Genomic DNA, 25352 nt, shown 5'->3' with positions numbered 1-25352 from the left:
GTGCCCCGTATGGCACACTGACCAGGTTGCTCGGTTGAGTGTCAATGCTGCGCGCCTCCCGCCGGGAGGACCGGAAGCGAGTCCCACAGTACTCGTCGGCCCTGTAAGGGCCGGACGTACGGGAATCTTTCGGGAAGCGCATGTGTGGCACCGGCCAGGCGCCCGGTGGGGTTCCACCCCCGGCAGCGCGGTCTCAGGCCCGCACCCCCTTGGTTGGGAAATCCTTCGGGATTTTTTCGTAGAGGGGATGCGACACGCCCGACCGCGTGGGTCGGAGGCGGAGTTACCAGAACCTCGGGTTCCAGAGCGTTACGAGAGACAGGACTACTAGTAGCCATGGCGGGACAGAAGATCCGCATCCGGCTCAAGGCCTACGACCACGAGGTCATCGATTCCTCGGCGAAGAAGATCGTCGAGACGGTGACCCGCACTGGTGCGTCGGTCGCGGGCCCGGTGCCGCTGCCCACTGAGAAGAACGTGTACTGCGTCATCAAGTCGCCGCACAAGTACAAGGACTCTCGCGAGCACTTCGAGATGCGCACGCACAAGCGCCTCATCGACATTCTCGACCCCACGCCGAAGACGGTTGACTCGCTGATGCGCCTCGACCTTCCGGCTGGCGTCGACATCGAGATCAAGCTCTGAGGGGACGGGCCGAGATGAGCAAGAACATCAAGGGCGTCCTGGGCGAGAAGCTCGGCATGACCCAGGTCTGGGACGAGAACAACCGGGTTGTCCCGGTGACCGTCGTCAAGGCCGGGCCGTGCGTCGTGACGCAGGTTCGTACGAACGACAGCGACGGCTACGAGTCGGTCCAGATCGCCTTCGGCGAGATCGACCCGCGCAAGGTGAACAAGCCCCTCAAGGGCCACTTCGCCAAGGCCGACGTGACCCCCCGCCGCCACCTGGTGGAGCTCCGCACCCCTGACGCCAGCGAGTACACGCTGGGCCAGGAGATCACCGCCCAGGTGTTCGAGTCCGGCGTCAAGGTTGACGTCACGGGCAAGAGCAAGGGCAAGGGCTTCGCCGGTGTCATGAAGCGTCACAACTTCAAGGGGCTCGGCGCCGGTCACGGCGTCCAGCGCAAGCACCGTTCCCCCGGTTCGATCGGTGGCTGCGCCACCCCTGGGCGTGTCTTCAAGGGCATGCGCATGGCCGGCCGGATGGGCAACGAGCGCGTCACCACCCAGAACCTGACCATCCACGCGGTTGACGCGGAGAAGGGTCTGCTGCTCATCAAGGGCGCAGTCCCCGGTCCGAACGGCGGCCTCGTCCTGGTCCGTACCGCGGCCAAGGGGGCTTGAGGTAATGAGCACCATTGACATCCTTTCGCCGGCAGGCGACAAGGCCGGTACCGTCGAGCTCCCCGCGGAGATCTTCGACGCGAAGACCAGCGTTCCGCTGATCCACCAGGTCGTTGTCGCACAGCTGGCAGCTGCCCGTCAGGGCACGCACTCGACCAAGCGCCGCGGTGAAGTCCGTGGTGGTGGCCGCAAGCCGTACCGCCAGAAGGGCACCGGCCGCGCCCGCCAGGGTTCGACCCGCGCGCCGCAGTTTGTCGGCGGTGGCGTCGTGCACGGCCCCAAGCCGCGCGACTACTCGCAGCGCACCCCGAAGAAGATGAAGGCCGCCGCCCTGCGCGGTGCCCTCTCGGACCGGGCGCGTCACTCCCGCATCCACGTCGTCACCGGCGTGATCGAGAGTGGGATCTCCACCAAGGCCGTCAAGACGCTGCTCGGCAAGATCTCGGAGCGCAACAACGTGCTCCTGGTCGTCGACCGCAGCGACGAGGCCGCGTGGCTCTCCGCGCGCAACCTGCCCCAGGTGCACATCCTGGACCCGGGCCAGCTGAACACGTACGACGTGATCGTCTCTGACGACGTGGTCTTCACCCAGGCCGCTTTCGAGTCCTTCGTGTCTGGCCCCCAGACCGCTGAGACCGAAGGGAGCGACGCCTGATGAGTGAGGCGACCGTTACCAGCACGACCATCACGAGCAAGACCTACTCCGACCCGCGTGACGTTCTCGTCAAGCCGGTTGTTTCGGAGAAGAGCTACGCGCTGCTCGACGAGAACAAGTACACGTTCATCGTCGCGCCCGGCTCCAACAAGACCCAGATCAAGCAGGCCGTGGAAGCGGTCTTCTCGGTCAAGGTCACCGGGGTCAACACGATCAACCGTCAGGGTAAGCGCAAGCGCACCAAGACCGGTTTCGGTAAGCGCGCGGACACCAAGCGCGCCATCGTGACCCTCGCTGAGGGCGACCGAATCGACATCTTCGGCGGCCCGACCTCCTAGCGGAGGTCGAGTCGTCCGGAATCGGACGAGGACTGAGAAATGGGTATCCGCAAGTACAAGCCGACGACCCCGGGCCGTCGTGGCTCCAGCGTCGCCGACTTTGTCGAGATCACGCGGTCCACGCCGGAGAAGTCGCTGGTCCGTCCCCTGCACAGCAAGGGCGGCCGTAACAACACCGGTCGGATCACCGTTCGCCACCAGGGTGGCGGACACAAGCGCGCCTACCGAGTGATCGACTTCCGTCGTCACGACAAGGACGGCGTGCCGGCGAAGGTCGCGCACATCGAGTACGACCCGAACCGCACCGCGCGCATCGCGCTCCTGCACTACGCCGACGGCGAGAAGCGCTACATCATCGCGCCGCGCGGCCTGGGTCAGGGCGACCGTGTCGAGAACGGCCCTGCCGCCGACATCAAGCCCGGTAACAACCTGGCGCTGCGCAACATCCCGGTCGGTACGACCATCCACGCCATCGAGCTGCGGCCCGGCGGCGGCGCGAAGTTCGCCCGTTCCGCGGGTGCCTCCGTGCAGCTGCTGGCGAAGGAGGGCACCATGGCCCACCTTCGTATGCCGTCGGGTGAGATCCGCCTGGTCGACGCCCGCTGCCGCGCCACGATTGGCGAGGTCGGCAACGCCGAGCAGTCGAACATCAACTGGGGCAAGGCCGGTCGCATGCGCTGGAAGGGCGTTCGCCCGTCCGTCCGCGGTGTTGCGATGAACCCGGTCGACCACCCGCACGGTGGTGGTGAAGGCAAGACCTCCGGTGGACGTCACCCGGTCTCGCCGTGGGGTCAGAAGGAGGGTCGTACTCGCTCGCCGAAGAAGGCATCGAGCAAGTACATCGTCCGCCGCCGCAAGACGAACAAGAAGCGCTAGGAGCGGGTTTAGATGCCGCGCAGTCTCAAGAAGGGGCCCTTCGTCGACGGCCACCTCGTCAAGAAGGTGGACGTCCAGAACGAAGCTGGCACCAAGAACGTCATCAAGACCTGGTCCCGTCGCTCGATGATCATCCCGGCCATGCTGGGTCACACCATCGCGGTGCACAACGGCAAGATCCACGTCCCGGTGTTCGTCACCGAGTCGATGGTCGGCCACAAGCTCGGCGAGTTCTCGCCGACTCGCACCTTCCGCGGCCACGTCAAGGACGACCGGAAGTCGAAGCGCCGCTAGCGCGGGGTGGAAACGACTATGACTCACACCGAAGGGACAACCATGGAAGCCAGGGCCCAGGCGCGGTACATCCGCGTCACGCCCATGAAGGCCCGCCGAGTGGTGGACCTCATCCGTGGCATGGATGCCACGGAGGCTCAGGCGGTCCTGCGTTTCGCCCCGCAGGCCGCGAGCGTGCCGGTTGGCAAGGTGCTTGACAGCGCCATCGCCAACGCTGCACACAACTACGACCACCCTGACGCCTCTTCGCTGGTCATCAGCGAGGCGTACGTGGACGAGGGCCCGACCCTGAAGCGGTTCCGTCCGCGTGCTCAGGGCCGTGCCTACCGGATCCGTAAGCGGACCAGCCACATCACCGTGGTCGTCAGCAGCAAGGAAGGAACCCGGTAATGGGCCAGAAGGTAAACCCGCACGGGTTCCGGCTCGGCATTACCACGGACTTCAAGTCCCGTTGGTACGCCGACAAGCTGTACAAGGACTACGTCAAGGAAGACGTTGCCATTCGTCGCATGATGACGAAGGGCATGGAGCGAGCCGGCATCTCGAAGGTTGAGATCGAGCGCACCCGCGACCGCGTCCGCGTTGACATCCACACCGCCCGCCCGGGCATCGTCATCGGCCGCCGTGGCGCCGAGGCCGACCGCATCCGTGGCGAGCTGGAGAAGCTGACCGGCAAGCAGGTCCAGCTGAACATCCTCGAGGTCAAGAACCCCGAGGTGGACGCTCAGCTGGTGGCCCAGGCCGTCGCCGAGCAGCTCTCCTCCCGCGTCTCCTTCCGTCGTGCCATGCGTAAGAGCATGCAGAGCACGATGAAGGCCGGCGCCAAGGGCATCAAGATCCAGTGCGGCGGTCGCCTCGGCGGCGCCGAGATGTCCCGCTCGGAGTTCTACCGCGAGGGCCGCGTGCCCCTGCACACCCTCCGTGCGAACGTCGACTACGGCTTCTTCGAGGCCAAGACGACCTTCGGCCGCATCGGCGTGAAGGTCTGGATCTACAAGGGCGACGTCAAGAACATCGCCGAGGTCCGCGCCGAGAACGCTGCTGCCCGCGCGGGCAACCGCCCGGCCCGTGGCGGCGCTGACCGTCCGGCCGGCCGCGGTGGCCGCGGTGGCAGCGAGCGTGGCGGTCGCGGCCGCAAGCCGCAGCAGTCGGCTCCGGCCGCCGAGGCCCCCAAGGCCGAGGCGACCGCCGCTGCTCCGGCGGCTGAGAGCACCGGAACGGAGGCCTGACCGAAATGCTGATCCCCCGTAGGGTCAAGCACCGCAAGCAGCACCACCCGAAGCGCAGCGGTATGTCCAAGGGTGGCACGCAGGTTGCGTTCGGCGAGTACGGCATCCAGGCGCTGACCCCGGCGTACGTGACGAACCGTCAGATCGAGTCCGCTCGTATCGCGATGACCCGTCACATCAAGCGTGGCGGCAAGGTCTGGATCAACATCTACCCGGACCGTCCCCTGACGAAGAAGCCTGCCGAGACCCGCATGGGTTCCGGTAAGGGTTCTCCCGAGTGGTGGATCGCGAACGTCAAGCCCGGTCGGGTGATGTTCGAGCTGTCCTACCCGAACGAGAAGATTGCTCGTGAGGCGCTCACCCGCGCTGCTCACAAGCTTCCGATGAAGTGCCGGATTGTTCGGCGCGAGGCAGGTGAGTCGTGATGTCGGCCGGTACCAAGACGTCCGAGCTGCGCGAGCTGGGCAACGAGGAGCTCCTCAACAAGCTCCGCGAGGCCAAGGAAGAGCTGTTCAACCTCCGCTTCCAGGCGGCGACCGGACAGCTCGAGAACCACGGCCGGCTCAAGTCCGTCCGTAAGGACATCGCCCGGATCTACACCCTGATGCGTGAGCGCGAGCTCGGCATCGAGACGGTGGAGAGCGTCTGATGAGCGAGAAGACTGTGACTGAGACGAACACTGACCGCGGTTTCCGTAAGACCCGTGAGGGTCTGGTCGTCAGCGACAAGATGGACAAGACCGTCGTCGTCGCTGTCGAGGACCGCGTCAAGCACGCGCTGTACGGCAAGGTCATCCGCCGTACGAACAAGCTCAAGGCTCACGACGAGCAGAACGCCGCCGGCGTCGGCGACCGTGTCATCCTCATGGAGACCCGGCCGCTGTCCGCCACGAAGCGTTGGCGCGTCGTCGAGATCCTCGAGAAGGCCAAGTAATTCCTGAGGGGCATTCCCCTCAGGCAGGTTCCGCCAGGCTCGGTGGGGAGCCTTCGTAAGTCACTTACGGAGCTCCCCACCGGGAACCGGCAGACGATCAGGAGATAGACGTGATCCAGCAGGAGTCGCGACTGCGCGTCGCCGACAACACGGGTGCGAAGGAAATTCTCACCATCCGTGTTCTCGGTGGCTCGGGTCGCCGCTACGCGGGCATCGGTGACGTCATCGTCGCCACCGTCAAGGACGCGATCCCCGGTGGCAACGTGAAGAAGGGTGACGTCGTCAAGGCCGTCATCGTTCGCACCGTCAAGGAGCGTCGTCGTCAGGATGGCTCGTACATCCGCTTCGACGAGAACGCCGCTGTCATTCTCAAGAACGACGGCGACCCCCGCGGCACCCGTATCTTCGGCCCGGTGGGCCGTGAGCTGCGCGAGAAGAAGTTCATGAAGATCATCTCGCTCGCGCCGGAGGTGCTGTAAGCATGAAGATCAAGAAGGGCGACCTGGTTCAGGTCATCACCGGTAAGGACAAGGGCAAGCAGGGCAAGGTCATCGTTGCCTACCCTGCTCAGGACCGCGTCCTCGTCGAGGGTGTCAACCGGGTCAAGAAGCACACGAAGGCCGGTCAGACCGCTCGCGGTTCGCAGACCGGTGGCATTGTGACGACCGAGGCTCCCGTCCACGTCAGCAACGTGCAGCTGGTTGTTGAGAAGGACGGCAACAAGGTCGTTACTCGCGTCGGCTACCGCTTTGACGACGAGGGCAACAAGATCCGCGTTGCCAAGCGCACCGGTGAGGACATCTGATGACTACCACCACTGCGCCGCGTCTCAAGACGCGCTACCGCGAGGAAATCGCCGGCAAGCTGCGTGAGGAGTTCTCCTACGAGAACGTCATGCAGATTCCCGGTCTGGTCAAGATCGTGGTCAACATGGGTGTGGGCGACGCCGCCCGCGACTCCAAGCTGATCGATGGCGCCGTGCGCGACCTCACCACGATCACCGGTCAGAAGCCGGCCGTCACCAAGGCCCGCAAGTCGATCGCGCAGTTCAAGCTGCGCGAGGGGCAGCCGATCGGCTGCCACGTCACCCTCCGTGGTGACCGCATGTGGGAGTTCCTGGACCGTACGCTGTCGCTCGCGCTGCCGCGTATCCGTGACTTCCGTGGTCTGTCGCCGAAGCAGTTCGACGGCCGTGGCAACTACACCTTCGGTCTCACGGAGCAGGTCATGTTCCACGAGATCGACCAGGACAAGATCGACCGGGTCCGGGGCATGGACATCACCGTGGTCACCACGGCGACCAATGACGACGAGGGTCGTGCCCTCCTTCGTCACCTCGGCTTCCCGTTCAAGGAGAACTGACCGTGGCGAAGAAGTCCCTGATCGCTAAGGCCGCCCGCAAGCCGAAGTTCGGCGTCCGCGGGTACACCCGCTGCCAGCGCTGCGGCCGGCCCCACTCCGTCTACCGCAAGTTCGGCCTGTGCCGCGTGTGCCTTCGTGAGATGGCTCACCGTGGCGAGCTGCCGGGCGTGACCAAGAGCTCCTGGTAATTCTCCTTCGCCCTTTGGGCGTTGGGATTACCCGGAGACTCTCGGTAAGTATCTGGTCGGCAGGAGCCCGTCCTCACATGCCGTAGGCTTGTGTGGTTGGGCGCCTGCCGCCCTAGACCGACTTACTACGCCGTAGGTCCCCGCACCGCACCCGTCCCGCCACTGAGTGGGGAGAGGGATGGCGCATACAGGAAACCCCGGCGAGAGAGGCCGAAGGCCAACTCATGACCATGACTGATCCCATCGCAGACATGCTCACGCGTCTGCGTAACGCGAACTCGGCGTATCACGACGACGTCAAGATGCCGCACAGCAAGATCAAGTCGCACATCGCGGAGATCCTCCAGCAGGAGGGCTTCATCACCGGCTGGAAGGTCGAGGACGCCGAGGTCGGTAAGAGCCTCGTTCTCGACCTGAAGTTCGGGCCGAACCGCGAGCGTTCGATTGCCGGCATCAAGCGTATTTCGAAGCCGGGTCTGCGTGTATACGCAAAGTCCACCAATCTGCCGAAGGTTCTCGGCGGCCTGGGCGTGGCGATCATCTCCACGTCCCACGGTCTCCTGACCGGCCAGCAGGCCAGCAAGAAGGGCGTAGGTGGGGAAGTCCTCGCCTACGTCTGGTAGTCGGGAACGGAGGAAAAGCTCATGTCGCGAATCGGCAAGCTCCCCATCCAGGTTCCCGCCGGTGTGGACGTCACCATCGATGGCCGTACGGTCGCGGTGAAGGGCCCCAAGGGTTCCCTCTCGCACACCGTTGCCGCGCCGATCGAGGTCACCAAGGGTGAGGACGGCGTTCTGAACGTCGTCCGCCCGAACGACGAGCGTCAGAACAAGGCCCTTCACGGCCTGTCCCGCACGCTGGTGGCGAACATGATCACCGGTGTGACCCAGGGATACATCAAGGCGCTCGAGATCAGTGGTGTCGGTTACCGCGTCCAGGCGAAGGGCTCCAATCTGGAGTTCGCCCTGGGCTACAGCCACCCGATCCTGATCGAGGCCCCCGAAGGCATCACCTTCAAGGTCGAGACGCCCACGAAGTTCACGGTCGAGGGCATCGACAAGCAGAAGGTCGGCGAGGTCTCGGCGAAGATCCGCAAGCTGCGGAAGCCTGACCCGTACAAGGCCAAGGGCGTCAAGTACGCCGGCGAGGTTATCCGCCGCAAGGTCGGAAAGGCGGGTAAGTAAGCCATGGCATACGGTGTAAAGATTGCCAAGGGCGACGCCTACAAGCGTGCCGCCCTCAAGCGCCGCCACATCCGCGTCCGGAAGCACATTTCCGGTTCGCCCGAGCGTCCGCGCTTGGTTGTGACGCGTTCGAACCGTCACATGGTCGCTCAGGTCATCGACGACGTCGCGGGCCACACGCTCGCGTCGGCTTCGACCCTTGACGCTTCCATCCGCGGTGTCGAGGGTGACAAGAGTGCCCTCGCCAAGCAGGTCGGGGCCCTGGTCGCCGAGCGCGCCAAGGCCGCAGGCGTCGAGGCCGTCGTGTTTGACCGCGGTGGTAACCAGTACGCCGGGCGGATTGCCGCTCTGGCTGACGCCGCCCGTGAAGCCGGGCTGAAGTTCTAAGCCCCGGTTCCTACGCACAGCGGACGTAACAGAGAGAGGTAATTCCAATGGCTGGACCCCAGCGCCGCGGAAGCGGTGCCGGTGGCGGCGAGCGGCGGGACCGGAAGGGCCGTGACGGTGGCCCCAGCGCCGCCGAGAAGACCGCGTACGTCGAGCGTGTCGTCGCGATCAACCGCGTCGCCAAGGTCGTAAAGGGTGGTCGCCGCTTCAGCTTCACCGCGCTCGTCGTGGTGGGCGATGGTGACGGCAGCGTCGGTGTCGGATACGGCAAGGCCAAGGAAGTTCCCGCGGCCATCGCCAAGGGCGTTGAAGAGGCCAAGAAGAGCTTCTTCAAGGTTCCGCGTATCCAGGGCACGATTCCTCACCCGATCCAGGGCGAGAAGGCTGCGGGCGTTGTCCTGCTCAAGCCTGCTTCCCCCGGTACCGGTGTGATCGCGGGTGGCCCGGTGCGCGCCGTTCTGGAGTGCGCCGGCGTTCACGACATCCTGTCGAAGTCGCTCGGGTCTTCGAACCCGATCAACATCGTGCACGCGACCGTGGCGGCCCTCCAGGGCCTGCAGCGTCCCGAGGAGATCGCGGCCCGCCGCGGTCTGCCCCTCGAGGACGTCGCCCCCGCGGCTCTCCTTCGTGCTCGTGCGGCGGGTGTGTAATGGCTCGCCTCAAGATCACGCAGACGAAGTCGTACATCGGCAGCAAGCAGAACCACCGCGACACCCTTCGTTCGCTCGGGCTCAAGCGCCTGCACGACGTGGTTGTCAAGGAGGACCGCCCCGAGTTCCGCGGAATGGCTAACACCGTCCGCCACCTCGTGACGGTTGAGGAGGTCGACTGACATGGCGGAGAACAAGCCGCTGAAGGCGCATGACCTCCGGCCTGCCCCGGGTGCCAAGACCGCCAAGACCCGTGTGGGTCGTGGTGAGGCGTCCAAGGGTAAGACCGCTGGTCGTGGTACCAAGGGCACCAAGGCCCGTTACCAGGTTCCGGAGCGCTTCGAGGGTGGCCAGATGCCCCTCCACATGCGTCTCCCGAAGCTCAAGGGCTTCAAGAACCCGTTCCGCACCGAGTACCAGGTCGTGAACCTGGACAAGCTCGCGACGCTCTACCCCGAGGGTGGAGAGGTCACGGTGGCCGACCTGGTCGCCAAGGGCGCTGTGCGCAACAACCACCTCGTCAAGGTCCTCGGACAGGGCGAGATCTCCGTGGCACTGCAGGTTTCGGTTGACGCCGTCTCCGGCTCCGCCAAGGAGAAGATTGCCGCCGCAGGCGGGACCGTCACCGAGCTCGTCTGAGACTATTCGGACAGTTCGTTGCACTGAACATCCGACCGGGGATGCCTCTCATATGGGGCATCCCCGGTTGGTCGTTCCTAGGGGGGCATGTACGCCGGTAAGGTGGCGTCCGTTGCTGTGGTAACCCCTGGGCGCAATGCGTCCCGGGGACCCTTTGACTTCACGTATTCGTCGATCCTCAAGACCGTCACCTCTACGCATTGCGCGGGGGTCGCAGGAGGCACCGTGCTCACCGCGTTCGCCCGGGCGTTCAAGACGCCCGACCTGCGCAAGAAGCTGTTCTTCACGCTCGGCATCATCGTGCTCTACCGGCTCGGGGCGCACATCCCGGTACCGGGAGTGAGCTACGAGAACGTCCAGACCTGTGTTGATCAGGCAAGTAAGGGCAACAACAGCCTCTTCGGCCTGGTGAACATGTTCAGCGGTGGTGCACTGCTGCAGATCACGATCTTCGCGCTCGGCATCATGCCGTACATCACGGCCAGCATCATTCTTCAGCTGCTGACCGTGGTGATTCCCCGACTCGAGGCGCTCAAGAAGGAAGGGTCGTCCGGGCAGGCCAAGATCACGCAGTACACGCGTTATCTGACGGTCGCGCTCGCCATCCTGCAGGGCACAGGCCTGGTGGCCACCGCACGCAGCGGTGCGCTCTTCAGTGGCTGCCCTGTCGCCGACCAGATCGTCCCGAACCAGTCGATGTTCACCACGGTCGTCATGGTCATCACGATGACCGCCGGCACCGCCGCCGTCATGTGGCTCGGTGAGCTCATCACCGACCGCGGCATCGGCAACGGCATGTCGATCCTGATGTTCATCTCGATCGCCGCCAGCTTCCCCGGCGCCCTGTGGGCCATCAAGACGAGCGGCAAGCTCGCGGACGGCTGGATCGAGTTCGGCACCGTCATCCTGATCGGCTTCGTGATGGTGGCCCTCGTCGTCTTCGTCGAGCAGGCCCAGCGCCGTATCCCGGTGCAGTACGCGAAGCGCATGATCGGACGCCGGTCGTACGGTGGTACGTCCACCTACATCCCGCTGAAGGTGAACCAGGCGGGTGTGATCCCCGTCATCTTCGCTTCTTCGCTGCTCTACATCCCGGCCCTGATCGTCCAGTTCTCCAACTCCACCGCGGGCTGGGCGACCTGGATCCAGGACCACTTCGTCAAGGGCACGCACCCGTACTACTTGACGACGTACTTCCTGTTGATCGTCTTTTTCGCCTTCTTCTACGTGGCGATTTCGTTCAACCCCGAGGAAGTCGCCGACAACATGAAGAAGTATGGTGGCTTCGTCCCGGGTATCCGGGCCGGTCGACCTACTGCCGAGTACCTGAGCTACGTGCTCAACAGGATCACTTGGCCGGGATCGCTGTACCTGGGTCTGATCGCTCTTGTGCCGACGATGGCGTTGGCAGGCTTCGGTGGCGCGAACCAGAACTTCCCGTTCGGCGGGACGAGCATCCTGATCATCGTGGGTGTGGGTCTGGAGACCGTGAAGCAGATCGAGAGTCAGCTCCAGCAGCGCAATTACGAAGGGTTCCTCCGCTGATGCGAATCGTCCTCGTCGGCCCGCCGGGTGCCGGCAAGGGAACGCAGGCTGCGTACCTTGCCAAGAACCTGTCGATTCCGCACATCTCCACGGGCGACCTCTTCCGCGCCAACATCAGCCAGGGCACCGACCTTGGCAAGCAGGCCCGCGCCTACATGGACGAGGGTCAGTTGGTGCCGGACGAGGTCACGATCGGGATGGCCAAGGACCGCATGTCCCAGCCGGACGCGGTCAACGGCTTCCTGCTCGACGGCTTCCCGCGCAACGTGGGTCAGGCCGAGGCTCTCGATGTGATGCTCAAGGACGAGGGCGTAAAGCTGGACGCGGTACTCGACCTCGAGGTTCCCGAGGACGAGGTCGTGAAGCGGATCGCGGGCCGCCGGGTCTGCCGCAACGAGAGCGCGCACGTGTTCCACGTGACGTACAACCCGCCGAAGACCGAGGGTGTCTGCGACACCTGTGGCGGCGAGCTGTACCAGCGCGACGACGACAGCGAAGAGACGGTCCGCACCCGGCTCGAGGTCTACCACACGCAGACCGAGCCGATCATCGACTACTACAGGGCGCAGAACCTGGTGGTCACCATCTCCGCGCTCGGCAAGGTCACCGATGTGACCGAGCGGGCCATGGAGGCTCTGAAGTCCGACAAGGGCTGAGAGCAAACCCGTAGTACTTGCAGTGCAGTCGGCCGCGGCGTCCATGGGCGCCGCGGCCGACTGTTTGCGCCGTACAGTTGAATACGCCGCAGCCGTCACCGTCCATGCAGAAAGGCGCCGCGCAATGGTGCAGATCAAGACCCCCGAGCAGATCGCGAAGATGCGTGAGGCGGGGCTGGTGGTCGCTGCCATTCACGCGGCCACCCGTGAGGCGGCGGTGCCCGGCGCCACCACGCAGGACCTGGACCAGGTCGCCCGCAAGGTGATCGCCGACCACGGCGCGAAGTCGAACTTCCTCGGGTACGGCGGATTCCCCGCGACGATCTGCACCTCGGTCAACGAGGTCGTCGTCCACGGCATCCCGGACGACAAGACCGTCCTCAAGGACGGCGACATCATCTCCATCGACGCCGGCGCGATCATCGACGGCTGGCACGGCGACGCCGCGTACACGGCCTTCGTCGGCACCGGTCACGCTCCGGAGCTCGTCGAGCTCTCCCGGGTGACCGAGGAGTCGATGTGGGCGGGTATCGCGGCGATGAAGGTGAACGGCCGCCTGGCCGACATCTCGAAGGCGATCGAGTCCTACATCCGCCGCCAGCCCCGTCCGGCGACGGGCAAGTACGGCATCATCGAGGACTACGGCGGGCACGGCATCGGCACCGAGATGCACATGGACCCGCACGTGCTGAACTATGTCGCCCGCAAGCGCGGCAAGGGCATCAAGCTGGTCCCGGGCCTCTGCCTGGCCATCGAGCCGATGGTCTCCCTCGGCACGGCCCGTACCGAGGTGCTGGAGGACGAGTGGACCGTCATCACCACCGACGGCACCTGGTCCTCGCACTGGGAGCACAGCATCGCCCTCACGGAGCAGGGCCCGCTGGTCCTGACCGCTCCGGACTGCGGCCGCGAGAAGCTGGCGCAGTACGGCGTGGAGACGGCTCCCGACCCGCTGGCGTGATTGAAAGCCACCCGGAGGTCTAAGGATCAGCCGCGGTGGGCAAACTTGACGGATTCGTCTTTTGGAGTCCGCTGACGTAGACTGACTCGTCGGCTCTCGTGCATCCGTGTGTCCGCATACGAGTGACGAAAGTCGATCAAGGTAGCCGATTCGAAAGGCGAAGCGTGGCCAAGAAGCAAGGTGCCATCGAAATTGAGGGCACCGTGATCGAGTCTCTCCCGAACGCCATGTTCAGGGTGGAGCTCCAGAACGGTCACAAGGTCCTCGCGCACATCTCCGGCAAGATGCGGATGCACTACATCCGAATCCTTCCGGACGACCGGGTCGTGGTGGAGCTCTCCCCGTACGACCTGACGCGTGGCCGGATCGTCTACCGCTACAAGTAGATCTTGCCCACATCTCGCTTCGGCGGGGTGCTGGCACTGACCCGGAGAACCTGACATCCCATGAAGGTCAAGCCGAGCGTCAAGAAGATCTGCGACAAGTGCAAGGTGATCCGCCGTCACGGTCGGGTCATGGTCATCTGCGAAAACCTGCGCCACAAGCAGCGCCAGGGCTGACGCACGACCCCCTCGCATCTCGCAGTACTTCGCGCGACGCACGTAAACGTACATACGCAGTGCCCGTCCAAGCCACGGCTGACGACACCTCCGGCGGGGGCCGGAGACCCGGGCGTACCACCTCTCCCAGCGAGAGGTCGGCGGTCGGGAGTGGTACTGCGGAAGACCCCCGAAATGACAACTGGAGCCATTGAATGGCACGCGTTTCAGGTGTTGACATCCCGCGCGAAAAGCGCGTGGAGGTTGCCCTCACCTACGTCTTCGGTATCGGGCGCACCCGGTCCAAGGAGATCCTCGCCACCACCGGCGTGAACCCGAACACCCGCGTTCGTGACCTGGCCGAAGAGGACCTGGTCAAGATCCGCGAGTACGTGGACGCCAACCTCCGCACCGAGGGTGACCTTCGCCGCGAGATCCAGGGCGACATTCGCCGCAAGATCGAGATCGGCTGCTACCAGGGCATCCGCCACCGTCGCGGTCTCCCGGTCCACGGCCAGCGCACCAGCACGAACGCTCGTACCCGCAAGGGTCCGCGTCGCGCGATCGCCGGTAAGAAGAAGCCGGGCAAGAAGTAGTCCTCAGCGGACGCACTGCGAGCGTCCGGATCTCCGGACATCCGCAGCATCCAGCGGTCTTCGCTGTAGGACCGATCACCTCCCCTCTCCATCTGGAGTCAAGACATGCCCCCCAAGGGTCGTCAGGGCGCAGCCAAGAAGGTGCGTCGCAAGGAAAAGAAGAACGTCGCTCACGGCCACGCGCACATCAAGAGCACGTTCAACAACACCATCGTCTCGATCACGGACCCCTCGGGCAACGTGATCTCCTGGGCCTCCGCCGGCCACGTCGGCTTCAAGGGCTCGCGCAAGTCCACCCCCTTCGCCGCGCAGATGGCCGCCGAGTCGGCCGCCCGCCGCGCGCAGGAGCACGGCATGCGCAAGGTTGACGTCTTCGTCAAGGGTCCGGGCTCCGGCCGCGAGACCGCGATCCGCTCCCTCCAGGCCACGGGCCTGGAGGTCGGTTCGATCCAGGACGTCACCCCGACGCCGCACAACGGCTGCCGTCCGCCGAAGCGTCGCCGCGTCTGATCCGCTGCGGTCGGTGACGGCCGTGCGTCAGTAGCGTGGGTACGGGCGGTATGCCCCCTACGGGGGTGTGCCGCCCGTATCCTTGTTTCATCTGTCGGGTGTCAAATAGTGGGCGCCCACGACTGAAGGATTCACACATGCTTATCGCTCAGCGTCCGTCGCTGACCGAAGAGGTCGTTGACGAGTTCCGCTCGCGGTTCGTCATCGAGCCGCTGGAGCCGGGCTTCGGCTACACGCTCGGCAACTCCCTGCGTCGCACGCTCCTCTCCTCGATCCCGGGTGCCGCTGTCACCAGCATCCGTATCGACGGTGTCCTGCACGAGTTCACCACCGTGCCGGGCGTCAAGGAGGACGTGACCGACCTCATCCTCAACATCAAGCAGCTGGTCGTCTCCTCGGAGCACGACGAGCCGGTCGTGATGTACCTGCGCAAGCAGGGTCCCGGCCTGGTCACCGCTGCTGACATCGCCCCGCCGGCCGGTGTCGAGGTCCACAACCCGGACCTCGTCCTGGCCACGCTGAACGGCAAGGGCAAGCTGGAGATGGAGCTGACCGTCGAGCGCGGTCGCGGCTACGTCTCCGCCGTCCAGAACAAGCAGGTGGGCCAGGAGATCGGCCGGATTCCGGTCGACTCCATCTACTCGCCGGTGCTCAAGGTCACGTACAAGGTCGAGGCGACCCGTGTCGAGCAGCGCACCGACTTCGACAAGCTGATCGTCGACGTCGAGACCAAGCAGGCCATGCGTCCCCGTGACGCCATGGCGTCGGCCGGTAAGACCCTGGTCGAGCTGTTCGGTCTGGCGCGCGAGCTCAACATCGACGCCGAGGGCATCGACATGGGCCCGTCGCCGACGGACGCCGCGCTCGCTGCCGATCTGGCGCTGCCGATCGAGGAGCTCGAGCTCACGGTCCGCTCGTACAACTGCCTCAAGCGCGAGGGCATCCACTCGGTGGGCGAGCTCGTGGCCCGCTCCGAGGCGGACCTGCTCGACATCCGCAACTTCGGTGCGAAGTCGATCGACGAGGTCAAGGCGAAGCTGGCCGGTATGGGCCTGGCGCTGAAGGACTCGCCTCCCGGCTTCGACCCGACCGCCGCGGCCGACGCGTTCGGTGCGGACGACGACGCGGACGCCGGTTTCGTGGAGACCGAGCAGTACTGAGTCGCCTCCGGCCGGGGTGCCTGTCCTTGACGGGCGCCCCGGACCGGGCGAGGGCTTTGTCCTCATCGCCGGACGGGCTTGATCACGGCCGGCACCTGAATACTTCCGTGTGGCGACCGCCTCACGGGAACTGACACCGGTACCTGATACGGCCGGTGCAGCACACAAGGAGAAAACCATGCCTCAGCCCGCCAAGGGTGCCCGTCTGGGCGGCAGCGCTGCGCACGAGAAGCTTCTTCTCAACAACCTCGCGAAGTCGCTGTTCGAGCACGGCCGCATCACCACGACCGAGGCCAAGGCCCGCCGCCTGCGTCCGGTCGCCGAGCGTTTCATCACCAAGGCGAAGAAGGGCGACATCCACAATCGTCGCCTGGTGCTGCAGTCGATCACGGACAAGGGCATCGTGCACACGCTCTTCACCGAGATCGCCCCGCGGTACGAGAACCGCCCCGGTGGTTACACCCGTATCACCAAGATCGGCAACCGTCGTGGCGACAACGCCCCGATGGCCGTCATCGAGCTGGTCGAGGCCCTGACCGTGGCGCAGGCTGCCACCGGTGAGGCCGAGGCCGCCACGAAGCGTGCGGTCAAGGAAGACGCCCTCAAGAAGGACGAGACCCCGGTCGAGTCCGTCGAGGACGCCAAGCCGGCCGAGGCCGACGAGGAGTCCAAGGACGCCTGAGCGTTCTGAGACCTCTGGACGGGCCCGCATCACCCTTCGGGGCGGTGCGGGCCCGTTTCGCTGTGTACGGATCTTGAGAGGATCGCTGGTGTGAGTGACGTGGTGGAGCCCGGCTTCGTCCGGGTGCGGCTGGACCTGGCGTACGACGGCAAGGACTTCTCGGGCTGGGCGAAGCAGACCGGCCGGCGGACCGTCCAGGGCGAGATCGAGGATGCGCTGCGGACCGTGACCCGCTCCCCGCGCACCTACGACCTGACCGTGGCCGGGCGCACCGATGCCGGCGTGCACGCCCGGGGGCAGGTCGCGCACGTGGACCTGCCGGCCGAGGTGTGGGCCGAGCACGCTTCGATGCTGCTGCGGCGGATGGCCGGGCGGATGGCGCCCGACGTGCGGATCCGGCGGATCGAGGAGGCGCCGGCCGGGTTCAACGCCCGCTTCTCGGCCCTGTGGCGGCGGTACGCGTACCGGGTGTCGGACGTCCCCGGCGGGGTCGATCCGCTGGTGCGCGGTCATGTGCTGTGGCACGACCGGGAGTTGGACCTCGACGCGATGAACGCGGCGGCGGCGCGCATGACGGGGGAGCACGACTTCGCCGCGTACTGCAAGAAGCGCGAGGGTGCGACGACCATCCGGACGCTGCAGAAGCTGAGTTGGGTACGCGACGAGGCGTCCGGGATCATCACGGGGACCGTGCAGGCCGACGCCTTCTGCCACAACATGGTGCGTGCGCTGGTGGGGGCGATGCTGTTCGTGGGCGACGGTCGCCGCCCGTATCCCTGGCCGGCCGAGGTGCTGGCGGCCCGGGTGCGCGATCCCGGGGTGCACGTGGTGCGGCCGCACGGGCTGACGCTGGAGGAAGTCGCGTACCCGGTCGACGAGTTGCTCGCGGCCAGGGCGGTGGAGGCGCGCAACGTGCGGACGCTTCCGGGGGCCGGCTGCTGCTGACGTCCGGTCAGGCGGCCGTCAGGGGGCCGTGCGCCTCCGCCGGCGCAGCTCCGCCGTGAGGGTGCCCGCCAGGTACAGTGCCGCGCCGCTCAGCAGCGAGGAACGGAACCAGCCGATCCGCGGATTCCACCAGGCGAGGACCGCCGCCGCGCCGATGAACACCAGCGCGGCGGCACGGGTCAGCCACCAGCGGCCCGTCCGTGGGGTGTCGTGGCCGGGCGCGGGCGGATGGCTGCCGGCGCTCGTCGTCATCGTGTCGCGCATCCCCGCCAGGATGGAGCGGCGGGCCTGTACCCGGGCGCCGGGGATGTCACCGAGGACCTCGGTGTCGCCGCCGAAGCCCGGCGGTACGGGCGGCAGGCCGAGGGCGGACACCAGATCGGCCTGGTGGCGGACCGGGTCGCCGGTGGCACGCAGGATGTGCGCCAGGGGGCGCGGGTCCGCCACCCGGTACAGATGGGCCAGGTCGCCGGCGGCTCCCTGCACATCGGCGTGGTCGGGGGCGGGGGACTCGGTGTCCCAGGTGTGCGTGACGATCCGGCGGCCCTGGTGGAGGGCGGTGACCGCGCAGCGCTCGGGGGTGCGGTGCAGGATCAGTGCGGGCCAGCTCTCGCCGGTCGTGAAGGTCTCCGCCGCCGCGGTCAGCGGTTCCTCCGGGAGCAGTGCCGCGCGCCGGCCGCGGGAGGCTTCGGGGACCACCTCGACATAGCTGTATCCCTCGCCCGCCGGGGCCGTACGCAAGGAGAAGCCGCAGACCAGAGCCGCCTGGGCCACGGCGGCCGGGGGTGCGGGCACGATGGCGACCGCGCGTGGGGTGAGGGCCGCCCAGTCGGGGGCGACGGCGGGCGGCTCGGGCGGGCGTCCGAAGAGCGGGATCCGTGCGGCGAGGTCGAGCCGGACGTCGGACCGGGCTTCGAGGAACTCGGTACGGGGGTCGCCGAGCCGGTTCCACGGGTACTCGGTGGCGTGGACGCCGATGGCCCGGAAGACGTCGAGGGCCTCGGCCGGCCGGTCGGCCATGATCAGCATCAGGGCCAGGTCGTTGCGGAAGCCGGCCGCCTCGCGGTCGCCCGCTCCGTCGTAGGTGTCGGAGAGGGCCAGGGCGCGGGTTATGGCTGCCGCGACCTTGGGCCCGTACGGGTCGGGGCCCTCGGGTTCGTCCGCCTCGGACAGCCGGTACTCCAGCGCCGCCTGGAGCGGCAGCGCGTGCAGCTTCGAACCGGGCGGGGCGGACTCGGCCACCCGCTCCGCGTACCGGAACATCTCCTCGTGCGAGCCGTACCACTTGGCGCACAGGTACTGCAGCGCCTGCGCGTGGCAGCCGAAGTGGTGCGGGTCGCGGGCCTCGGCCTCGGCGAGATACGCGTCGAAGACCTCGCGCGGGGCCTGCGTGCCGCGGGCGTGGGTGAGTGCGATGCGCCAGGGGACCGGGTCGGCGGGGTTGAGCTCGGCCGCGGCGCCGATCACCGGCACGGCGTCCTCCAGGAGCGCGAAGAAGGCCTGGAACTGGTCCCGTTCGACATCCTTCGCGCGGGCGTCCGTCCGTATCTTCCACGCCTGGTGGAGGTGGAAGTCCGCGACGACCAGAAGGGCGTCGGGGTCGTCGGGGGACTCCGACAGCCAGGCGTCCAGCCAGCCGTCGTGGTGCAGCGCGGTCCTGGCCAGCCGGCCCACGTACGCGTCCCTGCGCTCCCACTGCGCGTGCAGCCGCGTCGAGGCGAGGAGCTCCCGCGCCGGGGCGTGGTCGCCGGCCGTCGCCGCGGTGAGTGCGGCCCGCAGCGGGGCGTCCGGCGGGTCCAGGACCACGGCCTCGTCGGGGGCAAGGTCGACGCCGACGGCATCACGGTGGCGCAGGATGCGCAGGAAGGAGACCAGGAAGACGAGACGCACAGCAGCGGTCCTCCGCATCCGGGAGAGTTGGCTGAACCGAAGGACGGGCAGGTCAGGTGGTGGGGGCGGTGGCTGCCGCCGAGGCCTGGACCTCGCCGCGGTGGCGGATCTGGCGGAACGTGAAGTTCGTCAGGTCGTCGCCGACGGCGAACACCTCCTTGTCGGCCTTGGTGACGTTCTTCCCGCTGGTGAAGCCGCTTATCGCGAAGTAGGCATACCGGCCGTAGGAGTTGGCCGTGCGGCGGCAGAAGGAACCGGCGCGGCAGAACGGCTGCACACCTGAGCCGCTGAGCGGTGCGATGCTGCCGCTGGCCTGCTGGGCCGCCTTCTTGGCCTGGGCTTCCGTCTCGAAGACCGCGAGGCCGAGGGTCACGGCGACACCGCTGCGGCTGTACGTGGCCCGGATGACCTGGTCGCAGCCGTTGTTCGTGAGGATCGAGCCCAGCGCGTCCTTGGTGGCCGTGGCGCACTTCGTGGTGCGGTGCGTCGCGCCCTTGGAGTAGACGCGGTCGCCCATCGTCAGCTTCTTGCCGGGGAAGAAGGCGTCGACCGTGACGGGCGCCCGGTCCTTCTTCACGTCGGATATGTAGTCCTTCGGATCCGGCGGGGGCGGCGGGGCCACCGACGAGAACGACGGCTCGGGCTCTGCCGTGTCGCTCGGCAGAGCCGTCGCCGACGGCAGCTCGCTCGCGTTCTTCCCGGACGTGCCGCCGGAGTCGTCCTTGTTGGCCGAGATGACCGCGGTCGCCACGATCGCGGCGACCGCCGCGGTGGCCAGCGCACCCCCGCCGATCATCAGCCACTTCTTGCGCCTGGCGCGTGCCGCGGATGTCTCGGCCAGCGCCGCCCAGTCCGGAGTCCCAGTGCCCCCGGGCCCCCAGGAGGGCCCCCCTTGCCCAAAGCTCATGCCGCGAATCCTAGACCGAAGGTAATCCGGTTGGGCCAGGGCTTCGCTGCCCGTGACAATGCTGTACATGGGACATCTTGAAGCAGGCCATCTCGAGTACTACCTACCGGACGGGCGGGTGCTGCTCGGCGATGCTTCGTTCCGCGTCGCGGACGGTGCCGTGGTCGCCCTCGTCGGGGCGAACGGCGCCGGGAAGACCACGCTGCTGCGGCTGCTCGCCGGTGAGCTCCAGCCGCACGGCGGCTCGGTGTCGGTGAGCGGCGGACTCGGCGTGATGCAGCAGTTCGTCGGCTCGGTGCGCGACGAGCGCACGGTGCGCGACCTGCTGGTCTCCGTCGCCCAGCCCCGGATCCGCGAGGCCGCGGGCGCCGTCGACCGGGCCGAGGAGCTGATCCTCACCACCGACGACGAGGCCGCGCAGATGACGTACGCGCAGGCGCTGAGCGACTGGGCGGAGGTGCGCGGATACGAGGCCGAGACGGTCTGGGACATGTGCACCATGGCGGCGCTCGGCGTTCCGTACGAGAAGGCGCAGTGGCGCGAGGTGCGCACGCTGTCCGGCGGTGAGCAGAAGCGGCTGGTGCTGGAGGCGCTGCTGCGCGGGCCCGACGAGGTGCTGCTGCTCGACGAGCCGGACAACTATCTGGACGTCCCCGGCAAGCGGTGGCTGGAGGAGAAGCTGAGGGAGACCCGTAAGACGGTCCTCTTCGTCTCCCACGACCGGGAGCTGCTGTCCCGGGCCGCCGAGAAGATCGTCAGCGTGGAGCCCAGCCCGGCCGGCAGTGACGTCTGGGTGCACGGCGGCGGATTCGGTACGTACCACCAGGCCCGCAAGGAGCGGTTCGCTCGCTTCGAGGAACTGCTGCGGCGCTGGGAGGAGGAGCACGCCCGGCTGAAGGCGCTCGTCCTGCGGATGCGGCAGCAGGCGGCGAACAGCCCGGACATGGCCAACCGCTACCACGCGATGCAGACCCGCTTCAAGAAGTTCGAGGACGCCGGCCCGCCCCCGGAGCCGCCGCGCGAGCAGGACATCAAGATGCGGCTGCGCGGCGGCCGGACCGGGGTGCGGGCGGTGACCTGCAAGAACCTGGAGCTGACCGGCCTGATGAAGCCGTTCGACCTGGAGATCTACTACGGGGAGCGGGTCGCCGTCCTCGGCTCCAACGGGTCGGGGAAGTCGCACTTCCTGCGGCTGCTCGCGGGCGAGACGGTGGCGCACACGGGGGAGTGGAAGCTCGGGGCGAGAGTGGTGCCCGGACACTTCGCGCAGACCCACGCCCATCCGGAGCTGCTGGGCAAGACCCTCGTCGAGATCCTGTGGACGGAGCAGGCCAAGGACCGGGGCGGCGCCATGTCCGTACTGCGGCGGTACGAGCTGGAGCGGCAGGGGGACCAGCCGTTCGAGAAGCTGTCCGGCGGCCAGCAGGCCCGCTTCCAGATCCTGCTCCTGGAGCTGGCCGGCACGACCGCGCTGCTGCTGGACGAGCCGACCGACAACCTGGACCTGGAGTCGGCCGAGGCGCTCCAGGACGGCCTCGAGGTGTACGACGGGACGGTGATGGCCGTCACGCACGACAGGTGGTTCGCGAAGTCCTTCGACCGGTACCTGGTGTTCGGTTCGGACGGCTTCGTACGCGAGACGACGGAGCCCGTGTGGGACGAGCGGCGGGTCGAAAGGGCCCGGTGACACCCTCCGCGTGGTGTGGGGTGCGCCGTGTCCGGTGGGTGGGGGTGGGTCCCCTCCGGGGCGTCTCCTCAGAAATAGCGTGTGCACCCGGCAACGCCGCGGACCCGGGTCGTACGCCATTTCCTGCGGGGACCCCCCTGCACGGCCCCACCCGGCATCACCCGCGTCTGCACACCGGCGATACAACGGCCGCAGACGCAGGGCGGCCGGGTCCGGGGCCGTGCAGGGGAGTCCCCGCAGGACGACGAACGGATACCCGGGCCGCTTTGCGTACCCGCGGAACGTTCGTCGTCCGAGGAGACACCCCGGAGGGGCCCCGGACCCCCACCCACCGGGGAACGGCGAACCCCCACGGGGACACCCGCACAACGAACAAGGGACCCCGCCCCGGACAGGGGCAACGCCCAGGCCCCCGAGCCCAGGGCCTCCACTGCCGCCCGCCCAAGGGCCCCGCGTTTTGACCCGTCCGGGGCGGGGCGGGTAGTGTCGGTGACTGTTATACGTATTGGCTTCGTCGTTCTCACGCGAAGGGCCCTTACGTAGGTTCCCTGGAGCAGTTACCAGTGGCTCGCATACGGGCAGCGTCCCCGGCATTGTGAGCCCCAGCTGCATCATCGCTTCAGGGGTGCCGTGTGTCTGGACCCCATCCACTGAAGAAGCGAAGGCTACGAAGTGCGTACGTACAGCCCCAAGCCCGGCGATGTCACTCGCCAGTGGCACATCATTGACGCCGAGGACATCGTTCTCGGGCGTCTGGCCACGACGGCTGCGAACCTCCTCCGAGGCAAGCACAAGGCGATTTACGCCCCCCACATGGACATGGGCGACTTCGTCATCATCATCAACGCCGACAAGGTTCACCTGTCCGGCAACAAGAAGACCCAGAAGATGGCGTACCGCCACTCCGGGTTCCCGGGTGGTCTCCGCTCCGTCCGTTACGACGAGCTCCTCGCGAAGAACCCCGAGAAGGCCGTCGAGAAGGCCATCAAGGGCATGATCCCCAAGAACACCCTGGGCCGTCAGATGATCTCGAAGCTGAAGGTCTACGCGGGCGACCAGCACCCGCACGCTGCGCAGCAGCCGGTCCCGTACGAGATCACCCAGGTCGCGCAGTAGTTCCGGCCTCCCCCCAAAGACGTAAAGAAAGATCTGAGGAGAATCGTGGCCGAGACCACTGCAGAGACGCCCGTCGAGGGCACCGAGGTCACCGAGGGCGAAGAGACCTTCGCCGAGGTGACCACCTTCGAGTCGGAGGTCCCCGTCGAGGGTGAGTACACCTCCGAGTCGCTCGCGGGCCGCTTCGGCGACCCGCAGCCGGCGGCCGGCCTGGGCCGTCGCAAGAACGCCATCGCCCGCGTCCGGATCGTTCCGGGCACCGGCAAGTGGAAGATCAACGGTCGCACCCTTGAGGACTACTTCCCCAACAAGGTGCACCAGCAGGAAGTCAACGAGCCCTTCAAGGTGCTCGAGCTCGACGGCCGCTACGACGTCATCGCCCGCATCTCGGGTGGCGGCGTCTCCGGTCAGGCCGGCGCCCTGCGCCTCGGCGTGGCCCGCTCGCTGAACGAGGCGGACGTGGACAACAACCGCGCCACGCTGAAGAAGGCCGGCTTCCTCTGCCGTGACGACCGTGCGGTCGAGCGCAAGAAGGCCGGTCTCAAGAAGGCCCGTAAGGCCCCGCAGTACAGCAAGCGCTAAACCGCCTGCTCAACCGCGTTATACGTTCGCCCCGGCGGCACACTCGTGCTGCCGGGGCGTTCGTTTATTGGCGGTCACGGGCATATAACGGCATAAGGCATTCATACGCTTGTTGCTTACTTAGTCTGAATTTTTGCGTTTCGGAGCACCTTCGGAGGACACCAGTGGGACGACTCTTCGGCACGGACGGCGTGCGCGGTGTCGCCAATGCGGACCTGACGGCCGAGCTAGCGCTCGGCCTCTCGGTCGCGGCGGCGCACGTACTGGCCGAGGCGGGCACCTTCGAGGGCCATCGGCCGACGGCCGTGGTGGGCCGCGACCCGCGAGCCTCCGGAGAGTTCCTGGAAGCCGCCGTGGTGGCCGGCCTCGCCAGCGCGGGCGTCGACGTCCTGCGCGTCGGCGTGCTGCCGACCCCCGCTGTGGCCTACCTCACGGGTGTCCTGGGTGCCGACATCGGAGTGATGCTCTCCGCCAGCCACAACGCCATGCCGGACAACGGTGTCAAGTTCTTCGCCCGCGGCGGCCACAAGCTCGCCGACGAGCTGGAGGACCGCATCGAGACGGTCTACGAGCAGCACCGCACCGGCGAGCCGTGGGCCCGTCCCACCGGCGCAGGCGTCGGCCGGATCAGCGACTACGCCGAGGGCTTCGACCGCTATGTGGCCCACCTCATCGGCGTCCTGCCCAACCGGCTCGACGGCCTGAAGGTCGTCCTCGACGAGGCGCACGGCGCTGCCGCCCACGTCTCGCCCGAGGCCTTCGCACGGGCCGGGGCCGAGGTCATCACGATCGGTGCCGATCCGGACGGTCTGAACATCAACGACGGCTGCGGCTCCACGCACCTGTCGCTGCTCCGGGCCGCCGTCGTCGAGCACGGCGCCGACCTCGGCATCGCCCACGACGGCGACGCCGACCGCTGCCTGGCAGTGGACGGGGCGGGCGAGGAGATCGACGGCGACCAGATCCTGGCCGTGCTGGCCCTCGCCATGCGCGAGGCCGGGCAGCTGCGCAAGGACACCGTGGTCGGCACCGTGATGTCGAACCTCGGCTTCAAGATCGCCATGGAGCGCGAGGGCATCCAGCTGGTCCAGACGGCCGTCGGCGACCGTTACGTCCTGGAGTCGATGAAGGCCGAGGGTTACGCCCTGGGCGGCGAGCAGTCCGGACACGTCATCGTCCTGGACCACGCCACGACCGGCGACGGCACGCTGACCGGCCTCATGCTGGCGGCCCGCGTCACTGCCACCGGCCGTTCGCTCGCCGATCTGGCCGGTGTGATGGAGCGCCTGCCGCAGGTCCTCGTCAACGTGCCGGACGTCGACAAGTCCCGGGTGGCCACCTCCCCGGAGCTGGCCGCGGCCGTCGCCGAGGCCGAGCGCGAACTGGGCGCCACCGGCCGTGTGCTGCTGCGCCAGTCGGGTACGGAGCCGCTGGTACGGGTCATGGTCGAGGCGGCCGACATCGAGCAGGCGCGCGCGGTGGCCGGACGCCTGGCCGACGTGGTGAAGTCCGCGCTGGGTTAACAGGGACCGGTGCG

Annotated in this window: 37 protein-coding genes and 1 pseudogene; 36 read left to right on the top strand and 2 right to left on the bottom strand. The window is 67.2% G+C overall.

All coding sequences use genetic code 11. The features are described 5' to 3' along the window. The first annotated feature begins 336 nt into the window (after window positions 1-336). The 31 genes from rpsJ to truA all read left to right on the top strand — a co-directional run bounded on the left by rpsJ (window position 337) and on the right by truA (window position 17633). Entirely contained in the window at window positions 337-645 is a 309-nt protein-coding gene (gene rpsJ / locus ACIOEW_RS11920; RefSeq protein WP_003948644.1) for a 30S ribosomal protein S10, read from the top strand. 14 nt (window positions 646-659) lie between these two features. Continuing rightward, on the top strand, window positions 660-1304 hold the full coding sequence (rplC, locus tag ACIOEW_RS11915; RefSeq protein ID WP_136328436.1) for a 50S ribosomal protein L3: 645 nt from the start codon (window positions 660-662) through the stop codon (window positions 1302-1304). A gap of 4 nt (window positions 1305-1308) precedes the next feature. Beyond that, window positions 1309-1959 (top strand): 50S ribosomal protein L4, encoded by a 651-nt coding sequence (rplD, locus tag ACIOEW_RS11910; protein WP_362549875.1) that lies wholly within the window; start codon window positions 1309-1311, stop codon window positions 1957-1959. Next, entirely contained in the window at window positions 1959-2297 is a 339-nt protein-coding gene (gene rplW / locus ACIOEW_RS11905) for a 50S ribosomal protein L23 (RefSeq protein WP_362549872.1), read from the top strand. Before rplD ends, rplW begins: the two co-directional genes overlap by 1 nt. A gap of 39 nt (window positions 2298-2336) precedes the next feature. Then, on the top strand, window positions 2337-3173 hold the full coding sequence (rplB, locus tag ACIOEW_RS11900; protein WP_362549869.1) for a 50S ribosomal protein L2: 837 nt from the start codon (window positions 2337-2339) through the stop codon (window positions 3171-3173). Window positions 3174-3185: 12 nt separating this feature from the next. Beyond that, window positions 3186-3467, top strand: a complete 282-nt coding sequence (rpsS, locus tag ACIOEW_RS11895) for a 30S ribosomal protein S19 (RefSeq protein WP_015610726.1) — start codon at window positions 3186-3188, stop codon at window positions 3465-3467. 42 nt (window positions 3468-3509) lie between these two features. Next, window positions 3510-3857 (top strand): 50S ribosomal protein L22, encoded by a 348-nt coding sequence (rplV, locus tag ACIOEW_RS11890; protein WP_026290933.1) that lies wholly within the window; start codon window positions 3510-3512, stop codon window positions 3855-3857. Further along, window positions 3857-4696 carry a 30S ribosomal protein S3 gene (rpsC, locus tag ACIOEW_RS11885; RefSeq protein ID WP_351003256.1) on the top strand — a complete coding sequence of 280 codons (840 nt, stop codon included), beginning with the start codon at window positions 3857-3859 and terminating at the stop codon, window positions 4694-4696. Before rplV ends, rpsC begins: the two co-directional genes overlap by 1 nt. A 5-nt stretch (window positions 4697-4701) precedes the next feature. Further along, entirely contained in the window at window positions 4702-5121 is a 420-nt protein-coding gene (gene rplP, locus ACIOEW_RS11880; protein ID WP_003966953.1) for a 50S ribosomal protein L16, read from the top strand. Then, entirely contained in the window at window positions 5121-5345 is a 225-nt protein-coding gene (gene rpmC, locus ACIOEW_RS11875) for a 50S ribosomal protein L29 (RefSeq protein ID WP_024494976.1), read from the top strand. The genes rplP and rpmC overlap by 1 nt, the downstream gene beginning before the upstream one ends. Continuing rightward, window positions 5345-5629, top strand: a complete 285-nt coding sequence (rpsQ, locus tag ACIOEW_RS11870; RefSeq protein WP_024494977.1) for a 30S ribosomal protein S17 — start codon at window positions 5345-5347, stop codon at window positions 5627-5629. Before rpmC ends, rpsQ begins: the two co-directional genes overlap by 1 nt. Window positions 5630-5739: 110 nt before the next feature. After that, entirely contained in the window at window positions 5740-6108 is a 369-nt protein-coding gene (gene rplN / locus ACIOEW_RS11865) for a 50S ribosomal protein L14 (RefSeq protein WP_003966950.1), read from the top strand. A gap of 2 nt (window positions 6109-6110) precedes the next feature. After that, the gene (gene rplX, locus ACIOEW_RS11860; RefSeq protein WP_018550616.1) at window positions 6111-6434 is read left to right on the top strand and encodes a 50S ribosomal protein L24; all 324 of its coding nucleotides are present in this window, start codon (window positions 6111-6113) and stop codon (window positions 6432-6434) included. Beyond that, entirely contained in the window at window positions 6434-6991 is a 558-nt protein-coding gene (rplE, locus tag ACIOEW_RS11855; protein WP_018550615.1) for a 50S ribosomal protein L5, read from the top strand. Before rplX ends, rplE begins: the two co-directional genes overlap by 1 nt. Window positions 6992-6993: 2 nt before the next feature. Next, window positions 6994-7179 (top strand): type Z 30S ribosomal protein S14, encoded by a 186-nt coding sequence (locus tag ACIOEW_RS11850; protein ID WP_024491590.1) that lies wholly within the window; start codon window positions 6994-6996, stop codon window positions 7177-7179. 224 nt (window positions 7180-7403) lie between these two features. Next, complete coding sequence (gene rpsH, locus ACIOEW_RS11845; protein WP_024491591.1) at window positions 7404-7802, top strand: 30S ribosomal protein S8; 399 nt, start codon at window positions 7404-7406, stop codon at window positions 7800-7802. 21 nt (window positions 7803-7823) lie between these two features. Next, a complete protein-coding gene (gene rplF, locus ACIOEW_RS11840) occupies window positions 7824-8363 on the top strand; it encodes a 50S ribosomal protein L6 (protein ID WP_362549861.1) in 540 nt (179 codons plus the stop codon). A gap of 3 nt (window positions 8364-8366) precedes the next feature. Further along, window positions 8367-8750, top strand: a complete 384-nt coding sequence (gene rplR / locus ACIOEW_RS11835) for a 50S ribosomal protein L18 (RefSeq protein ID WP_362549858.1) — start codon at window positions 8367-8369, stop codon at window positions 8748-8750. Window positions 8751-8797: 47 nt separating this feature from the next. Next, entirely contained in the window at window positions 8798-9400 is a 603-nt protein-coding gene (gene rpsE / locus ACIOEW_RS11830; protein WP_219569006.1) for a 30S ribosomal protein S5, read from the top strand. After that, window positions 9400-9582, top strand: a complete 183-nt coding sequence (rpmD, locus tag ACIOEW_RS11825; RefSeq protein WP_024491595.1) for a 50S ribosomal protein L30 — start codon at window positions 9400-9402, stop codon at window positions 9580-9582. Before rpsE ends, rpmD begins: the two co-directional genes overlap by 1 nt. 1 nt (window position 9583) lies before the next feature. Beyond that, window positions 9584-10039, top strand: a complete 456-nt coding sequence (gene rplO, locus ACIOEW_RS11820; protein WP_018550610.1) for a 50S ribosomal protein L15 — start codon at window positions 9584-9586, stop codon at window positions 10037-10039. Window positions 10040-10264: 225 nt separating this feature from the next. Next, the gene (gene secY / locus ACIOEW_RS11815; RefSeq protein WP_362549854.1) at window positions 10265-11584 is read left to right on the top strand and encodes a preprotein translocase subunit SecY; all 1320 of its coding nucleotides are present in this window, start codon (window positions 10265-10267) and stop codon (window positions 11582-11584) included. Beyond that, window positions 11584-12240 carry an adenylate kinase gene (locus ACIOEW_RS11810; RefSeq protein ID WP_351003252.1) on the top strand — a complete coding sequence of 219 codons (657 nt, stop codon included), beginning with the start codon at window positions 11584-11586 and terminating at the stop codon, window positions 12238-12240. The genes secY and ACIOEW_RS11810 overlap by 1 nt, the downstream gene beginning before the upstream one ends. Window positions 12241-12364: 124 nt before the next feature. Continuing rightward, complete coding sequence (gene map, locus ACIOEW_RS11805) at window positions 12365-13201, top strand: type I methionyl aminopeptidase (protein ID WP_401963448.1); 837 nt, start codon at window positions 12365-12367, stop codon at window positions 13199-13201. Window positions 13202-13365: 164 nt separating this feature from the next. After that, window positions 13366-13587 carry a translation initiation factor IF-1 gene (gene infA, locus ACIOEW_RS11800; RefSeq protein ID WP_014047798.1) on the top strand — a complete coding sequence of 74 codons (222 nt, stop codon included), beginning with the start codon at window positions 13366-13368 and terminating at the stop codon, window positions 13585-13587. 60 nt (window positions 13588-13647) lie between these two features. Beyond that, the gene (gene rpmJ, locus ACIOEW_RS11795) at window positions 13648-13761 is read left to right on the top strand and encodes a 50S ribosomal protein L36 (protein WP_009740505.1); all 114 of its coding nucleotides are present in this window, start codon (window positions 13648-13650) and stop codon (window positions 13759-13761) included. Between the two features lie 194 nt (window positions 13762-13955). Further along, window positions 13956-14336 (top strand): 30S ribosomal protein S13, encoded by a 381-nt coding sequence (gene rpsM / locus ACIOEW_RS11790; protein ID WP_014047799.1) that lies wholly within the window; start codon window positions 13956-13958, stop codon window positions 14334-14336. A 105-nt stretch (window positions 14337-14441) separates the two neighbouring features. After that, window positions 14442-14846 carry a 30S ribosomal protein S11 gene (gene rpsK, locus ACIOEW_RS11785; RefSeq protein ID WP_003956432.1) on the top strand — a complete coding sequence of 135 codons (405 nt, stop codon included), beginning with the start codon at window positions 14442-14444 and terminating at the stop codon, window positions 14844-14846. A gap of 137 nt (window positions 14847-14983) precedes the next feature. Next, window positions 14984-16006, top strand: a complete 1023-nt coding sequence (locus tag ACIOEW_RS11780; protein WP_003966937.1) for a DNA-directed RNA polymerase subunit alpha — start codon at window positions 14984-14986, stop codon at window positions 16004-16006. Between the two features lie 178 nt (window positions 16007-16184). After that, complete coding sequence (gene rplQ / locus ACIOEW_RS11775; protein ID WP_136328425.1) at window positions 16185-16688, top strand: 50S ribosomal protein L17; 504 nt, start codon at window positions 16185-16187, stop codon at window positions 16686-16688. A gap of 90 nt (window positions 16689-16778) precedes the next feature. Beyond that, window positions 16779-17633: a tRNA pseudouridine(38-40) synthase TruA gene (gene truA, locus ACIOEW_RS11770; protein ID WP_401963447.1), complete on the top strand. Its 855-nt coding sequence runs from the start codon at window positions 16779-16781 to the stop codon at window positions 17631-17633. Window positions 17634-17651: 18 nt separating this feature from the next. Here the strand turns inward: truA and ACIOEW_RS11765 are convergent, their stop codons facing one another. After that, window positions 17652-19523: a hypothetical protein gene (locus ACIOEW_RS11765; protein WP_401963445.1), complete on the bottom strand. Its 1872-nt coding sequence runs from the start codon at window positions 19521-19523 to the stop codon at window positions 17652-17654. A 52-nt stretch (window positions 19524-19575) separates the two neighbouring features. Further along, a complete protein-coding gene (locus ACIOEW_RS11760) occupies window positions 19576-20430 on the bottom strand; it encodes a hypothetical protein (RefSeq protein WP_362555215.1) in 855 nt (284 codons plus the stop codon). A gap of 175 nt (window positions 20431-20605) precedes the next feature. Here ACIOEW_RS11760 and ACIOEW_RS11755 point away from each other — a divergent pair. From ACIOEW_RS11755 to glmM, 5 genes and pseudogenes are all read left to right on the top strand, one after another. Further along, window positions 20606-21007 (top strand): annotated as a pseudogene (locus ACIOEW_RS11755) (ATP-binding cassette domain-containing protein); the annotation flags it as partial. Between the two features lie 336 nt (window positions 21008-21343). After that, window positions 21344-22117 carry an ATP-binding cassette domain-containing protein gene (locus tag ACIOEW_RS11750; RefSeq protein ID WP_401963858.1) on the top strand — a complete coding sequence of 258 codons (774 nt, stop codon included), beginning with the start codon at window positions 21344-21346 and terminating at the stop codon, window positions 22115-22117. 672 nt (window positions 22118-22789) lie between these two features. Beyond that, window positions 22790-23233 carry a 50S ribosomal protein L13 gene (rplM, locus tag ACIOEW_RS11745; protein WP_266781688.1) on the top strand — a complete coding sequence of 148 codons (444 nt, stop codon included), beginning with the start codon at window positions 22790-22792 and terminating at the stop codon, window positions 23231-23233. 45 nt (window positions 23234-23278) lie between these two features. Continuing rightward, the gene (rpsI, locus tag ACIOEW_RS11740) at window positions 23279-23815 is read left to right on the top strand and encodes a 30S ribosomal protein S9 (RefSeq protein WP_351003178.1); all 537 of its coding nucleotides are present in this window, start codon (window positions 23279-23281) and stop codon (window positions 23813-23815) included. Between the two features lie 164 nt (window positions 23816-23979). Then, on the top strand, window positions 23980-25338 hold the full coding sequence (glmM, locus tag ACIOEW_RS11735) for a phosphoglucosamine mutase (RefSeq protein ID WP_401963443.1): 1359 nt from the start codon (window positions 23980-23982) through the stop codon (window positions 25336-25338). The last annotated feature ends 14 nt before the right edge of the window (window positions 25339-25352 follow it).

The sequence above is a fragment of the Streptomyces sp. NPDC087901 genome, assembly GCF_044742205.1.
In the GTDB taxonomy this organism is placed as follows: Bacteria; Actinomycetota; Actinomycetes; order Streptomycetales; family Streptomycetaceae; genus Streptomyces.
The sequence above is the reverse complement of the archived record's forward strand: the minus strand, read 5'-3'. Positions and strand labels throughout refer to the sequence as shown.

Excerpts from the sequence above, each read along its gene's own strand:
- rpsJ (WP_003948644.1), top strand. The coding sequence starts at position 337 with ATGGCGGGACAGAAGATCCGCATCCGGCTCAAGGCCTACGACCACGAG.
- rplE (WP_018550615.1), top strand. The coding sequence starts at position 6,434 with ATGACTACCACCACTGCGCCGCGTCTCAAGACGCGCTACCGCGAGGAA.
- rpmD (WP_024491595.1), top strand. The coding sequence starts at position 9,400 with ATGGCTCGCCTCAAGATCACGCAGACGAAGTCGTACATCGGCAGCAAG.
- rplX (WP_018550616.1), top strand. The coding sequence starts at position 6,111 with ATGAAGATCAAGAAGGGCGACCTGGTTCAGGTCATCACCGGTAAGGAC.
- rpsM (WP_014047799.1), top strand. The coding sequence starts at position 13,956 with ATGGCACGCGTTTCAGGTGTTGACATCCCGCGCGAAAAGCGCGTGGAG.
- rplF (WP_362549861.1), top strand. The coding sequence starts at position 7,824 with ATGTCGCGAATCGGCAAGCTCCCCATCCAGGTTCCCGCCGGTGTGGAC.
- rplD (WP_362549875.1), top strand. The coding sequence starts at position 1,309 with ATGAGCACCATTGACATCCTTTCGCCGGCAGGCGACAAGGCCGGTACC.
- ACIOEW_RS11810 (WP_351003252.1), top strand. The coding sequence starts at position 11,584 with ATGCGAATCGTCCTCGTCGGCCCGCCGGGTGCCGGCAAGGGAACGCAG.
- rpsH (WP_024491591.1), top strand. The coding sequence starts at position 7,404 with ATGACCATGACTGATCCCATCGCAGACATGCTCACGCGTCTGCGTAAC.
- rpsE (WP_219569006.1), top strand. The coding sequence starts at position 8,798 with ATGGCTGGACCCCAGCGCCGCGGAAGCGGTGCCGGTGGCGGCGAGCGG.
- rpsK (WP_003956432.1), top strand. The coding sequence starts at position 14,442 with ATGCCCCCCAAGGGTCGTCAGGGCGCAGCCAAGAAGGTGCGTCGCAAG.
- rpmC (WP_024494976.1), top strand. The coding sequence starts at position 5,121 with ATGTCGGCCGGTACCAAGACGTCCGAGCTGCGCGAGCTGGGCAACGAG.
- ACIOEW_RS11750 (WP_401963858.1), top strand. The coding sequence starts at position 21,344 with ATGCGGCAGCAGGCGGCGAACAGCCCGGACATGGCCAACCGCTACCAC.
- rplR (WP_362549858.1), top strand. The coding sequence starts at position 8,367 with ATGGCATACGGTGTAAAGATTGCCAAGGGCGACGCCTACAAGCGTGCC.
- map (WP_401963448.1), top strand. The coding sequence starts at position 12,365 with ATGGTGCAGATCAAGACCCCCGAGCAGATCGCGAAGATGCGTGAGGCG.
- rpmJ (WP_009740505.1), top strand. The coding sequence starts at position 13,648 with ATGAAGGTCAAGCCGAGCGTCAAGAAGATCTGCGACAAGTGCAAGGTG.
- rplW (WP_362549872.1), top strand. The coding sequence starts at position 1,959 with ATGAGTGAGGCGACCGTTACCAGCACGACCATCACGAGCAAGACCTAC.
- rplQ (WP_136328425.1), top strand. The coding sequence starts at position 16,185 with ATGCCTCAGCCCGCCAAGGGTGCCCGTCTGGGCGGCAGCGCTGCGCAC.
- rplV (WP_026290933.1), top strand. The coding sequence starts at position 3,510 with ATGGAAGCCAGGGCCCAGGCGCGGTACATCCGCGTCACGCCCATGAAG.
- rpsS (WP_015610726.1), top strand. The coding sequence starts at position 3,186 with ATGCCGCGCAGTCTCAAGAAGGGGCCCTTCGTCGACGGCCACCTCGTC.
- rplC (WP_136328436.1), top strand. The coding sequence starts at position 660 with ATGAGCAAGAACATCAAGGGCGTCCTGGGCGAGAAGCTCGGCATGACC.
- rplB (WP_362549869.1), top strand. The coding sequence starts at position 2,337 with ATGGGTATCCGCAAGTACAAGCCGACGACCCCGGGCCGTCGTGGCTCC.
- ACIOEW_RS11760 (WP_362555215.1), bottom strand. The coding sequence starts at position 20,430 with ATGAGCTTTGGGCAAGGGGGGCCCTCCTGGGGGCCCGGGGGCACTGGG.
- rpsC (WP_351003256.1), top strand. The coding sequence starts at position 3,857 with ATGGGCCAGAAGGTAAACCCGCACGGGTTCCGGCTCGGCATTACCACG.
- rplO (WP_018550610.1), top strand. The coding sequence starts at position 9,584 with ATGGCGGAGAACAAGCCGCTGAAGGCGCATGACCTCCGGCCTGCCCCG.
- rplP (WP_003966953.1), top strand. The coding sequence starts at position 4,702 with ATGCTGATCCCCCGTAGGGTCAAGCACCGCAAGCAGCACCACCCGAAG.
- rpsQ (WP_024494977.1), top strand. The coding sequence starts at position 5,345 with ATGAGCGAGAAGACTGTGACTGAGACGAACACTGACCGCGGTTTCCGT.
- ACIOEW_RS11780 (WP_003966937.1), top strand. The coding sequence starts at position 14,984 with ATGCTTATCGCTCAGCGTCCGTCGCTGACCGAAGAGGTCGTTGACGAG.